10 protein-coding genes are annotated in these 13,939 nt (G+C 43.3%); 3 read left to right on the forward strand and 7 right to left on the reverse strand.

Features of this window, described 5'->3' with window-relative positions; translation table 11 throughout:
- Positions 1-76 precede the first annotated feature (76 nt).
- The gene (locus B9Y81_RS12220) at positions 77-2,893 is read left to right on the forward strand and encodes a M16 family metallopeptidase (RefSeq protein WP_085537196.1); all 2,817 of its coding nucleotides are present in this window, start codon (positions 77-79) and stop codon (positions 2,891-2,893) included.
- 559 nt (positions 2,894-3,452) lie between these two features.
- On the opposite strand, the gene B9Y81_RS12230 is transcribed toward B9Y81_RS12220, so the two are convergent.
- Both B9Y81_RS12230 and B9Y81_RS12235 read right to left on the reverse strand, forming a co-directional pair.
- Positions 3,453-4,001: a chromate transporter gene (locus B9Y81_RS12230; protein WP_085537198.1), complete on the reverse strand. Its 549-nt coding sequence runs from the start codon at positions 3,999-4,001 to the stop codon at positions 3,453-3,455.
- A gap of 1 nt (position 4,002) precedes the next feature.
- Entirely contained in the window at positions 4,003-4,533 is a 531-nt protein-coding gene (locus B9Y81_RS12235; protein ID WP_085537199.1) for a chromate transporter, read from the reverse strand.
- A 174-nt stretch (positions 4,534-4,707) separates the two neighbouring features.
- Between B9Y81_RS12235 and B9Y81_RS12240 the strand changes: the two genes are divergently transcribed.
- Together B9Y81_RS12240 and B9Y81_RS12245 are read left to right on the forward strand one after the other, a co-directional pair.
- Positions 4,708-6,267, forward strand: coding sequence for a 4Fe-4S binding protein (locus B9Y81_RS12240; protein WP_085537200.1), 1,560 nt, complete (start codon positions 4,708-4,710; stop codon positions 6,265-6,267).
- Positions 6,268-6,277: 10 nt separating this feature from the next.
- On the forward strand, positions 6,278-7,675 hold the full coding sequence (locus B9Y81_RS12245) for an aldo/keto reductase (RefSeq protein ID WP_085537201.1): 1,398 nt from the start codon (positions 6,278-6,280) through the stop codon (positions 7,673-7,675).
- A 65-nt stretch (positions 7,676-7,740) separates the two neighbouring features.
- Here the strand turns inward: B9Y81_RS12245 and porN are convergent, their stop codons facing one another.
- The 5 genes from porN to B9Y81_RS12270 are packed head-to-tail and all read right to left on the reverse strand — an operon-like array spanning position 7,741 to position 13,789.
- Positions 7,741-8,793 (reverse strand): type IX secretion system ring subunit PorN/GldN, encoded by a 1,053-nt coding sequence (porN, locus tag B9Y81_RS12250; protein WP_085537202.1) that lies wholly within the window; start codon positions 8,791-8,793, stop codon positions 7,741-7,743.
- Between the two features lie 15 nt (positions 8,794-8,808).
- On the reverse strand, positions 8,809-10,377 hold the full coding sequence (porM, locus tag B9Y81_RS12255) for a type IX secretion system motor protein PorM/GldM (protein ID WP_085537203.1): 1,569 nt from the start codon (positions 10,375-10,377) through the stop codon (positions 8,809-8,811).
- A 35-nt stretch (positions 10,378-10,412) separates the two neighbouring features.
- Positions 10,413-11,378 (reverse strand): type IX secretion system motor protein PorL/GldL, encoded by a 966-nt coding sequence (porL, locus tag B9Y81_RS12260; RefSeq protein WP_245832447.1) that lies wholly within the window; start codon positions 11,376-11,378, stop codon positions 10,413-10,415.
- Positions 11,379-11,413: 35 nt separating this feature from the next.
- On the reverse strand, positions 11,414-12,835 hold the full coding sequence (gene porK / locus B9Y81_RS12265) for a T9SS ring complex lipoprotein PorK/GldK (protein ID WP_085537205.1): 1,422 nt from the start codon (positions 12,833-12,835) through the stop codon (positions 11,414-11,416).
- Between the two features lie 6 nt (positions 12,836-12,841).
- Entirely contained in the window at positions 12,842-13,789 is a 948-nt protein-coding gene (locus B9Y81_RS12270; protein ID WP_085537206.1) for a PorP/SprF family type IX secretion system membrane protein, read from the reverse strand.
- Positions 13,790-13,939: the final 150 nt, after the last annotated feature.

The raw sequence follows: 13,939 nt of genomic DNA on the forward strand, positions 1-13,939 counted from the left end.
TTTTATGCAGTCAAAGGTACGTTATTAATTCCAAAAAGTTTTGTTAGTTTTGTTTTTCTAATATAATACCGTATTTATGATTTGCAGAACAAGCACCTTCATTGCTGCCTTAATTTTCTTGTTTTCAGTCGTTTCTTTATTCGCTCAGACAAATGTAATATCCTTACCGCTCGACTCCGCGATAAATTACGGCAAACTAGATAACGGGCTTACCTACTATATCCGCCATAACGCCCAACCTGAGCAAAGAGCAGAATTCTATCTGATACAATCCGCCGGCTCGTTGCAGGAAGAAGACAGTCAACGCGGACTGGCACACGTGCTTGAACACATGGCATTTAACGGAACAACGCATTTTCCCGGTCAGGAAATTGACAATTACTTAGAAAGCATCGGACTAAAAAGCGGAGAGAACCTGAACGCTTATACAGCTTTTGATGAAACGGTTTATATGATAATGAATGCACCGACTACCCGCACGGGCATTATCGACTCCTGTCTGTTGATTTTACGTGACATATCGTCCGACTTGTTTCTGGAAAATGAAGCAATAGAGCGAGAAAGGGCGGTGATACGGGAAGAATGGCGGTCGGACAGAGATGCGAGTACGCGTATTCGGGAATTACAATATCCTGTTCTCTTAGCCGGTAGCAGGTATGCGCAACGGTTACCTATCGGACAGATAGAAGTGATTGAGACTTTTAAGCCGGACGATCTTCGGGCGTATTATAAAAAATGGTATCGCCCGGACTTACAGGCAGTTGTGGTGGTTGGCGATTTGGATACAGCCTATGTAAAAACAAAGCTGACGGAACTGTTCGGCAGCCTTCCTAAGCCGTCAACGGCTCCCGAACGTATAGTTGCAGATGTACCAGACACGCATCAACCAATCGTCAGTATAGCCAAAGACAAAGAAGCGCCGGGGTATATTGTGAATTTATTCTATAAGCACGACCGGATGCCGGACTCCCTCTATGCCTCAGTTCTCGGAATCAAAAAAGACTTTGTGCAGACCGTAACGACTACGCTGCTGAATGAACGATTAGACCTAATGCTCTATGAAGCCGATCCGCCTTTCGTATTTGCCGAATCATCAGATGGCGATTATATGGGCACAAAAACCAAAGCAGCCTGGAGTATAGCCGCAATTGCAGAAGAAGGAAAAATCGAATCGACACTTGAAATTCTTGCCCGTGAAGCCGAAAGGGTTAAGCGGTTTGGTTTCACAAATGCCGAATATGAGCGAGTGAAAATAAATGTGTTGAAATATTATGAAAATCTTTATTTAGAACGTGATAACGAAGAAAGTTCAACGTATGCAACTACGTACATCACGCACTTTACTATGGGTGGTTATTTGCCGGATATGGAAGCAGAGTTTGGTTGGGTAAGCCACATCGCGGAAGAGACTTCGCTGGAAGAAATCAATCAACACGCGCGGGAAATTCTGAACAGCAAGAATGTGATTATCACCATTTCCGGACCGGATAAGGAAAGTACGGACCTTTATCCCGATGAGGCTTCTCTTCTTCAAACTTTTAACAATGTGGCAGAGATGGATTTAGAAGCGTATCAGGAGGATGAAAACCTCCGTCCGCTGCTTGCTGTACAACCAATCCCCGGAGAGATCGTTCGGATAGAACAGGATTCAATTTTCAATGCCGTGCTACTGACGTTAAGCAATGGGGTGAAAGTTGTTGCCAAGCAAACGGCTTTTAAAGAAGATGAAATTGTAGTATCCGGAACAAGTCCGGGCGGAAGCACATTGTTTGATGATAAGGATGTGCATAACCGGAAAGTTCTTATGGATGTTGTTTCGCTTGGCGGATTGGGTGAACATTCGGCTATCGAACTAAATCGGATTTTGGCCGGAAAGTATGTGTCTTGTTCAACCACCATTGACGAAAATAGCGAGAGCGTAGGCGGGTATTCGTCTGCCTCGGATCTTCGCACACTTTTTGAATTGATTTACCTGAATTTTACTGCGCCAAGAATGGACGAAGCGGCCTTTACCTCTTATGTAAACCGCATAAACGCGCAACTTAAAAATCTGGAATTAAACCCGATGGTCGCTTTCGGAGATTCACTCACAACGGCACTGTATGGCGACAACCCGAAAGTAAAACGTATCAATGAGGCAGAACTCGCCTCCTTAGATTATCCCCGTATTCTGGAAATGTATAAAGAACGATTTGCGGATGCGTCTGATTTTGTATTTACCATCGTAGGCAATTTTACTATGGACACTGTGGCGATGTTGGCTAAAGAATATCTTGCCTCCCTACCCGTGTTGCATCGCAAAGAAGAAGGAAATGTGAAGGCTCTTGTGCCTTATAAGGATGGTGAAAAGCAGATACTTTTACGAAAAACGATGGAAACACCTAAATCATCGGTGGTGCATTATTATCATGGCGAAGCCGAATATTCCTTAAAGAATATGTTGGCCGCTAACATCCTGACCCAATTACTGGACCTCGTTTACATGGAGAAAGTTCGTCAGGATGAAGGAGGTTCTTATGGTGTAAATTCAATGGCACGAATCACCTCTTTCCCGGAAGGACGTACCTCCTTACAGATATATTATGATACAGATCCACAAAAACAAGAATTGATAAACGCCATCGTTCTTGCGGAATTGCAACGTATTGCTGAAGCGGCTCCCCGTGAAAAGGATTTGGCGAAAATAAAAGAGAATCTGATCAAGAATTATCAGGAAAATCAGACGTCCAATATTTATTGGTTAAGCGCGATTGACAATTTTTATTTTATGGGGTTTGACGCCTATTCTACCTATCTTGAAACGCTGTCGTCCATCACGTCCGGTGATATCCGTAATTTCACAAAGACGCTTCTTTCATCCGGCAATCATATTGAGGTGGTTTTATCGCCATGAGGCAATCATTACCACCTCCCTCCCTGTTAACCCGAGCACCCATTCCTGTCATCTCGACATCCCTCTTTGGCGTCTCAACCACCCTCCTTATCATCCCAACCACCCTTCCCCGTCATCTCGACCGAAGTGGAGAGATCTCTGCATAAAACTTCATTATACAGTGAAAGAACAGCATGGGAATCAGACAGGATGAGATCCTTCGACAAGCTCAGGATGACAAGGGTATTTTAATCCTTTATCAGATAGTTTTGTTGGTAAAGATCGAAAAAAATTTCGCACCTACATTTCTATCCTGCCACCCTTCCCCTGTCATCTCGACCGAAGTGGAGAGATCTCTGCATGGAGCGGAATTAAATAGTATATGAGGCTTTGGCAGGGTAGCAAAAATACGGGAAAATGTCCTGTTTTTATTCAATTGATTATCAACACCTTATAAGACCGAAAAACATAAAGGTTATTTTTTCAAACATAAAGGTTATTTTTTGAAAAATAAAGGATATCTTTTTTTTCATATAGTATTGTAAAAAAATGGCTGGTTTTATTGTCGAGGAAAAACCTATCAATAAATAATTAATCCGGTGATTGCGGCGATTATTATCATTAGGATTGGGTGCACATTCAGCTTCCACGTTAATATGAAGGTGGCGGCAAAGATCAGAAAGCTTTTGATATCGATAAAGTTTTGTTCGTTCATTAATAAAAGAGCGGCAGCGGCGATGAGTCCGACCGTGGCGGGACGAAGTCCAAGGAATGCCGCGGAAACGTACCTGTTGCGTCGAAATTTAGCATAGGAAACGGAAATCATCAACACAAGAAATAGGGAGGGAAGGCTAACAGCGATGGTGGCGATAGCAGACCCAAGGATACTGATGTTTTGTGAATAGCCTTCATTCAGAATAGTTGTATAGCCTACGTAAGTAGCGGTATTTACAGCCAATGGACCGGGTGTCATCTGTGAAATGGCTACGATGTCCGTAAATTCTTGCGAAGTGATCCATTGGTGTTCTTCCACAACGTCTTGTTGTATTAGTGACAACATGGCGTAGCCTCCACCGAAACCAAACATGCCGATCTTAAAAAAAACGAGAAATAGCTTCCAAAATACCATATTACTTTTTATTTATCCATAAATCATATATGACTCCGCCCAATGCAGAAACCACGATAATATAAATCGGAGAAACCCCTAATTGCCAAATCAGCAGGGCGGAAATTGCAGGGATGAAGAGTACACTTTTCTTCAACTTCAGCTTTAAGGCGGTGGTAAGACAAGGAACGGCAATCAGTGCCACAGTTGCCGGTCGTAAGGCTTTGAATGCTTTTTCAACCCATACATTATCCGCAATCTGCGTAAAAAACAACGCGATCATAAGAATAATAAAGAAGGAGGGCAGCACCGATCCGAGCATACAAACGATAGCTCCTGCTACTTTTTTAAGTCGATAACCAATAAAAATAGAGATGTTAATGGCGAACGCGCCCGGCAGAGATTGACTCACGGCAAAGACATCCATAAAGTCATCGTCATCCATCCAACCTCGTCCTACCACCTCCCGTTGTATAAGCGGAAGCATGGCATATCCGCCACCGATAGTGAATGCTCCGATCTTAAAAAAAGTAAGAAATAATGTCCAATACATAATTTTCCGTTTCGATTTTCGGAGACAAAAGATACTACATTTTATCTGATTGACAAGATGAACAAGATGGATTTTCGTTTTCCTCCTTTTGTTTTTCGTTTTGCCGCCAATTATGCTATTGAAAATTAGAAAACAATTTATATTTAAACAACGAACAAAAACAGATAATCTTATATGTTACGAAAAATCAGATTGATTTTGGCGATGCTATGTTTTTCGCTGATAACTATGCTTTTCCTTGATTTTACCGGTACTTTTCACCACTGGTTCGGATGGTTGGCTAAAGTTCAGTTTGTGCCGGCATTATTGGCTTTAAATGCAGGAGTAATAGTCTTTTTAATTGCATTAACCTTGTTGTTCGGCAGGGTGTACTGTTCTGTAATTTGTCCCTTGGGCGTTCTTCAGGATATCGTGTCGGACTTATCGCGTAGAGTGAATAAAAAGAAGAGGCGGTTTTCTTTTTCTCCCCCGCTGTCCTTGTTGCGCTATGGGCTGTTAGCCGTATTTACGGCAGGGATTATTTTGGGCATCGGTTCTCTTGTTGCCCTACTTGATCCGTATGGAGCATACGGACGCATCGGCAATAGTTTGTTCTTACCCGTGTATCAGGGCATAAGCAATGTATTAGCTCATTTTGCCGAGCGGATCGACAGTTACACTTTCTATCCGGTAGAAGTTTGGCTAAGTAGCATTTTCACCTTGCTGATAGCCTTGGGCACGATTATCCTTATAGGAGTATTGGCCTGGAAAAACGGACGTACCTATTGTAATGCGATTTGTCCGGTAGGAACCGTTTTAGGATTTTTCTCGCGCTTTTCATTGTTCAGACCGGCATTCGATATGGAAAAATGTACGAAATGTGGTTTGTGCGAACGGAATTGTAAAGCCTCGTGCATTGATTCGAAGCATATGTCCATCGATCATAGCCGTTGCGTTACGTGTTTTAACTGTATGGAGAAATGTAATTTCGGTGCGATGAAATATGTTCCCCGAAAAATGGGAAAGGAAAAAGCAGTACAACCGGAAAATGTATCGATGATGACAGACAAACCCAGCAAGGGAGTTTCGAGGCAAAATTTTCTGTCTATTTCCGGTTTGTTCTTCTTAGCGAATACCGTTAAAGCGCAACAACTACAAGTAGACGGGGGCTTGGCCGAAATAAAAGACAAGAAGGCACCCGACCGGAAAGTTGCCATAGTTCCTCCGGGAGCAGAAGGTATCAAAAACTTTAATACGCATTGCACCGCCTGCCAGCTATGTGTAACGGTTTGCCCCAACAAGGTGTTGCGTCCTTCTCATAATTTATCTACACTGATGCAACCGGAGATGTCTTACGAAAGGGGATATTGCAGACCGGAATGTACGGAATGTTCGAAAGTCTGTCCGACCAATGCCATAAAGCATATCACCCTCGGCGATAAGTCGGCTATAGCGATTGGGCAGGCTGTATGGATAAAAGAAAACTGTGTTGTAAATACAGACGGATTACCTTGTGACGCCTGCGAACGCCATTGCCCCACTTCGGCAATAACCTTGGTGCCGCTTCATCCAGAAGATGAGGAGACAAAGCCTCAGCAAGGGGGAGCTCCTTTCGGCAGACAGCCTGTAGTACTTAAAATTCCAACAGTTAATAAAGAGTTGTGCATCGGTTGTGGTGCCTGTGAATATTATTGTCCGTCTCGTCCGTTCAGCGCGATGTATGTAGAAGGTAATCTAAGGCATCATTTAATTTAATCGTGATGATATGAAAAATAAAAATCAAATGAATATAAGCCGGCGTAATTTTTTAAGAACTGCCGGTGCAGGCACAGTTGTTACCGCGGCCATGATGACCGGTTGTAACCAACGTAACAAAGTATCTGCTTCCGGTGGTGTAATTGGTGAAGTGCCCACGGATAAAATGACCTACCGGACGAATCCTCACTCCGGTGATAAAGTTTCACTTTTAGGGTATGGCTGTATGCGATGGCCAATGAAGGAACGAGCCGACGGCAATGGAAGGGAAATAGATCAGGAAACGGTAAACGAGTTGGTAGATTACGCCATTGCACATGGTGTGAACTACTTTGACACGGCTCCCGTCTATGTGCAGGGAATGTCAGAGACGGCAACAGGTATTGCCTTAAAGCGCCATCCGCGGGATAAATTCTTTATCGCCACTAAATTATCTAACCATCGTGCAGCTCCCGGACCGAAATCAAGAGAAGAAGGAATCGCGATGTATCGTAAATCAATGCGTGACTTGCAGGTGGATTATATTGATTATTACCTGATACATGCGGTCGGGTTGGGTTCCGGATTGGAAACAGACATGAAACGTTTTATAAACAACGGACTACTTGATTTTCTTCTTGAAGAAAAAAAAGCCGGGCGTATCCGCAATCTTGGCTGGTCGTTTCACGGTGATGTTAAATCGTTCGATTATATGCTGGCCATGGATATTCAATGGGATTTCTGTCAGATACAACTAAACTACCAGGATTGGAAATATGCTACCGGCTGGAATGTAAACGCGGAGTATTTATACGGCGAACTGGAGAAGCATAATGTTCCCGCTATCGTTATGGAGCCATTATTGGGTGGACGATTGGCGCGTGTTCCGGTGCAAGCTCTTACCATGATGAAAGAATCGCACCCCGAAGACAGTGCGGCAAAATGGGCATTTCGCTATGCCGGAACCCCCGAAAATGTACTGACTGTGCTTAGTGGAATGATCTATATGGAACATTTACAGGAAAACATACTCACTTATTCGCCTTTGCAGGAGTTAAAAGAGAATGAATATAAAACACTGGAAAGGGTAACGGAGATTCTGATCAACTCTGAGTTTATTCAATGCACCGAGTGTCAGTATTGTATGCCTTGCCCGTATGGCATTGATATACCCGGTGTTTTCGCACATTACAACAGGTGCGTAAGTGCAGGTAAATTGTTGAAAAGTTCGAACGATGAAAACTATCGGAATGCGCGCCGGGAATTCTTGGTAGGCTATGACCGGACTGTACCAAAGCTAAGACAAGCGGATCACTGTATTTCATGCAATGAATGCCTGCCTAAATGTCCGCAAAGCATAAAAATCCCCCAGGAAATGCTTCGGGTAGATAACTATGCCGAACTGTTGAAACAAAATGTAGAATTCTGATTAAAAAAAGCCTGCTCTCCAACTTGATAAGAGAGCAGGCTTTTTAAATATATATCGGTTTTATTTTATCTTCTACCTCGTATGCTACGTACAGGAGCACTTTTTTCGGCTTTAGGAGCTTTGGTTTTAGCAGCCTTCGGCTCTTTTGTGGAAGAAACTCTGGAAGCGCGAACGGAAGCGCTTTTCTTTGCTTCTTTCGTGTCCGGCGCTATTTCTGCTGAATCCGGTTGTAAGTAAAGTGCTTGCTGGAATGCAACCAACTGTCCTTCTATACGGTCTTGTTCCTTTTTAAGAGAGTCCGGAGTAGGGCAATATTCAACGAGCGAACGGTTCATCAGATTTTCTGTCTTTACAATCTCACCATCATACATACGACGACGGAAATAATCATCTACTGTAAATGTTTTCGCGTTGTTGGTGTTTGAAGTCATGATGTAACTGTTACGGATATACGGACGAATATTCTCGTAAGGCAACCAAAACATCGGGCGACGTTCTTCACCAAGATCTCCTGAAGCATATAATATTGGACAAATAGCCAATATCTTAATGTCGAACACAGAGTTGTTCTGATCGAAATACCAAGCCTCTTTCACATAATACGAACGAACATCGGCGGACGGAACATCACTTTCGTTAATAACTAATGAGGGTTCGCCTCCGCGACCTTCTACTTCTTCATAGAATATATAGTAGCGGTCAAGAAATTCTTTATTGAACGTGATTTTATGCGCATCCGAAAAATCTTCGTAATCGCCCAAGTATTCATACGCGTCTACGCGGTTCTCGCTTACTACCTGAAAGACGGTAGAAAACAGGTTGGCGTTTCCGTTTATCGGACGAACAGGATAATATAGTGGCGCATTCTGTTCTTTCGACAGATCTACTTCGCGATAAATTACACGCATCCAACGGGCATTACCCACCTCTTGAGTGAGACGATCGTTCATATCCTGAGCGCGAACTGTCAGCTCGGGAAGAGACGACGCGTTATCTTCTGCTCTTTCACCACGTTCGAGGCGAGGCGTTCTGCGCTCCTGTTGGGTTTCCTGCGCAAACAGCGTGTTGACTGCTAAAAGCGCGTTAATTAGGGTGACTATGCAAAACAAGCGTTTCATATTCTATTCTTACTCTTAATTTACAATAACTTCAATCGTAGACAATGTTCTCTCGATATTGTCAGGTCCTTTCGCAACTACACGGGAAATATAAAAACGTTTTCCCCTCGCAAGGGCGCGTATTTTAGCTTTTTGTGCTGCGGTGAACTGTGTTCCTTGTGAAACTTCGGGAATAGCATTTCCCATAGAGTCAAAGAATGTAAGTTCAAATCGGAGAACATTATATTCTACATTCAATAAATCGTCATCAATAGCAGCCAGAATTCCATCTGCGGCTACAAGATCACGTTTGGAAATAGCACCGCCTTTGAAACGGCGTACATTCCCGTTTGCATCTTTATATTCGATATAAGGCAACGGATCAGGCAACGCGCGAACACGGAAAGATGATTTCGCCATCTCAACAGTGCGCCCGTCTGCCATACGGGCATTGACAGAGATTACCGCTTCGGTTCCAACTTGCGCGGGACGGGCATACCAAACATCCCCTTCGCGGGTTAGCGTTCCATTGCTCATGGTCGCTGAAACATTGCCACTGGCAATCCCGGGAACGGCAATTCGTATCGGGTTGGTGTATCCAGCATAAAGCACATTCATCAGAATTGGTGCTACAGTTGCAGTAGGCTCGGTTACAAAATACTCACTTTCAAAATTATGTCGGGCTACGGTTCCGTCATTATTCGGCATTTCAATATAGCCCTTCAAAGGGAATGTTCCGGTACTTCCTGCTGTTACGGTATAAACTCCTTTATTCTCATAAGGCAACTCGTTTCCGTTCACGTAGACTGCCGGACGCTTGGTAGAATCGACCGCTGATAGCACAATGCTGGCCTTATATTGACCACCACGCATAACAACCTGACTTTCCGGAATTACCTGTGCTCTGATCTGATTCACACGGTAGTCGCCAATATCCACACTACTCAAGAGGTTAGATAATACTTCCCCTTCGGCCGAACGGATATCATTCTGTAGTTTCGTAAGTATAGTGACTGCCGCCACAACCGGCATATTTTCGAACATGGCTACTTCCCAGGAGGGGGTTGTAGTTCCTTTTCTTTTAGGAGCCACAGTACTGAGGTTTGCCTCCAGTACTTTTGTTTTCTCAGGATCCGCAATCATATCGGCCATCATTACACGATAGGCATCAACCGCTGCGCGCAATTTCTTTCCTTCCCCTGTAATAGGCGAGAGCATAATGTATGACGATGATTCGATATTATCCTGACGTCTGATATTATTAACGTCGCCGTTCTTTCCGTCAGCGTGTTTAACAATACGGTCTTTTAATGTCTGAATATAATCATACAACTTGTTTGACTCTTTTCTTACCTGAATGCTTTTCTCATACCATTCCTTCACCTTCTCCGGGTTACTCTGGTAGTAAGATTCCATGTCACCGGCAACAATATCATTGCGACGGGAGGTGTTATTTATAGAGGTTCGCATACTATCCTCCACCAACACGAATCCGTCCAGAACTTCAGTCGAGATGCTCAGAGCCATCATCGCAATGAAGACCAGATACATCAGGTTGATCATCTTCTGACGTGGAGAATTAGGTTTGTTTGCTACTCCTGCCATATTTTTATCTTGATTTTACGCTTTCTATTTATAGGTTATTTGCCGCTATGCGGATCAGGGTTGTTTGTGTACGGATGTTGATAGGCTCCCGGAGCAGGTGCTCCATACATATTTACAGTCATTGCCTGTAATAAACGACCATATACCTGATTCAATTGAGATAACTGTTGAGCCATTTTTTCTGTTTCGCTACGGAATACCGAGCTATCCACCACCGAACCGTCATACAAATCTTTTATGCGATTCAAACCGCCGTTGATATGTTCGATCGTTTGGATTTGCGAGCTGATGCTCTTGAGCTGGATTTCGTAGATGGTGTTTAATCCCGAGATATTACGGTTCAACATTTCCATTTGCTGTACATAACCACGGGAATGCTGGTTGATTCCATCCGAATTGTCCGTAATGCTTTTATATGAATTCAATAAGGTATCGGAAACATCGGTCAGTGATGAAGTTACGTTTGTAAACTGCGCCATCTGGTCTGACATCGAAGAAAGTTGTTCCAAATATTTTTGTGTAGCTTCTGTAAGTTCAGCCATTTTAGATATCTGATCAGCTGCACCGCTAAGCTTTTTAATGCTGTCTGAAAGGTTTTGCGCGTCATCCTGAGATAAGTCTAATGCCCCCAATCCTGCGTTGCGGCTTACGTCACCTACATTTACTTGAATTCCGCCGTTGCTTGAGTCATCATCTGCTGATCCTCCTGCAAATCCTACCGGACGATCCATGGGATTTTTTGATTTTAACACGGGGAAAACCTCTTCCCAGTGGTAATCCATGGTAGGTTTTTCGAACCCGAACACAAAGAATACAAAGAACTCCGTGATCATACCTACTGCCAACATGAGGTCTCCATAAGGTAAATGCAACAGTTTGAACATCGCTCCGAGAATAACTACGGCCGCACCCCAGCTATAGAAAAAGTTCAGTACCCGCTTTCCTTTGTCGCTGGCTAAGAACATCTCTATTCTGTTTTTATATCTTCTATACTTTCCCATATTTATTGAAGTATTTTATCGTCGTTTTATACTGTTTATTTTCCTTTTGAACGTGAGAAACCTACTTGCGTACGAGCACACCGGAATCCGATATATGAACGGGTTTCATTCTGGTACTCAAAGGTACGCATGTCTGAACGGATGAATTGCGATACATCTTTCCATGAACCTCCGCGCACAACTTTTTTCTTCATATCATAAGGATCCTCCATTGCCGCGTTATAACGCAGGTCAGGATTCATATCATTCATTTGGCTTGGACCTGATTCCGAATAAACCGTAGAAGTCCATTCCGACACATTACCTGCCATGTCATATAATCCGAATTCGTTAGGAGAATAAGACCCGACACGCGATGTGATCAGGTGACCATCCTCTGTATAGTTTCCTTTTCCGGGCTTAAAGTTACCGAGGAAGCATCCTTTTCCACTCTTTAACTCGTCGGTTGCCCAAGGATATTTATTTTCGCTTTTACCGGCACGTGCTGCATATTCCCATTCGCCTTCAGTTGGCAAACGGAAAGGTTCTATTGCTTGTCCCGGAGGCAGGTTGATTGATTCTTTATACAAGTTTGTTCTCCAGACACAATAGGCTGTAGCTTGTTCCCATGAAGTTCCTACTACAGGATAATCGTCATATCCCGGATGCTGGAAGTACATACGCATATAAGGCTCATTGTACGCATTGTTAAAATCGTTTATCCAGGATGTTTCGTCAGGATAGATATTTACAATACGTGTATGCAGAAAGTCCGCATAGTTACTTAACGGGCGAGTAATGGTTTCATTTACGGGAAATCCCTCATCATCAAAATAAGCGGTGTCTTTGGATATCATTACAACTTCGTTAGGATTAACGACAAAATCCGTGTTACGCACACGATCATACGGATCAAGGCGATGTTTCCTCAACGCAGCCGAAGTAAAATCATACCATTCGTATTTGTAGTTCATTTGTTTCTCGTCCAAACGCTTTTCTCCGGTAACCGGATGCGTATAGTAAACGCTCTCTATCGCACGAAGTTCGTCTTCATTCGCTCGTTTCCAAGGAATAGGCCTACTCCAGTCCAAATGCGGAGTTACAGGCTCACCGTAGCGGTCTTCCGTTATTTTAAACAGGTCATTCCCTCCATAGGCAGGATCTGCCAGGCGTTCGCGGATAATGGAATCGCGTACCCAGTAAAGGAACTGTCGATATTTTGCATTCGTAACCTCTGTTTCATCCATCCAGAAAGCATCAAAAGATACCCCTTTCGTTTCGGACATAATACCCCACAGCGAATCCTTATCGGCAGGACCCATATCGAAGGAACCCCTTTTTATCAGAACCATTCCGTATGGCGCAGGTTCATTCATTGCTACTGTCCTTACTCCCGTAACTTCTCCGCTTCCCATCATGGAGCGTCCGCAGGAGGACAACAAGGTCACAATTAGTAGTGCTATTAAAACTTTTTTCATATACTATTATAATATACGTACACTTTTATGCTTATTCTTACCTGTTTTTGTTTTCTTCAGTTTCATCTTGTATGTCAGCATTAACTCATGACTGCCGTGACTACCTTTCAGTATCGGGGTAGTCGGGAAATCGTAGGCATATCCTACCTGAATATTCCCGAAGCTGGCTCCGAGCAAGAAGACAATGGATTCATTTATCCGCCATGATAAACCTCCGTTAAACATTTTATTATATACTACCCGTCCGGTTACATCCGCCTGAAACGTACGTGTATCTGACTTCAGGAATACAGAAGGTTGCAATTCATACAACGGGTTCTTTAATTGAATATTGTATCCACTTACCAAATTATATGATCCGGCAATGTAAGTATATACGTTCTCTTGCAACATTATTTCCGGTTCGGTAACGTGCATAGCACCCACTCCGAAATAGAAATTTTTCCTTGTATAATAAATTCCGGCATTAACATCAAGTCCTACAGCACTCACCAGCGCGTTGGGTATCGCGGGGTCTTCCACCTGGGTTGTCACGTCTTTGCCTGAAGGAAGTGCTTTACTTCCATCAAAAGATTGGTTTACAATCCCTAACTGCAAACCAATAGAAAGAGTTCCACCGAACAATTTGTTTTTATAGGCGTACTGTCCGGCAATATGTGTATTCTGAAAAAGCCCAATGCTTTCCGTGAATAAGATCATACCGACCCCATGGTTGGTTTCGCCTAATTTAAGCGGCATATCCGCGCTGACAAAAAAGGATTTCGGAGCACCGTCTATCCCAACCCATTGCTGGCGGTGAATCCCAAGCAGGTTGAGGTCTTCTCTCGTTCCGGCAAAGGCAGGGTTATAATACCCCATAGTCATGAAATACTGACTGAACTGGGCGTCGTATTGCGCCTGTACAGCAGTAGTAATGCAAAGGAATAATATGATGGAACGAATAACTCTCTTCATTGTCAAAATAACACACAGACTTTTTTTCAATCTGTACAATATACAAAACGGGCGGAAAGACAATAAATTGTATCACCGCACCTAAAGCAAACGAGGTAGTGAGACACAAAGCCTTACTACCTCGTCTTTATTTTACGAATCTATCCGTAT

The sequence above is a fragment of the Massilibacteroides vaginae genome (assembly GCF_900178525.1).
GTDB classification, from domain to species: Bacteria; Bacteroidota; Bacteroidia; order Bacteroidales; family Tannerellaceae; genus Massilibacteroides; species Massilibacteroides vaginae.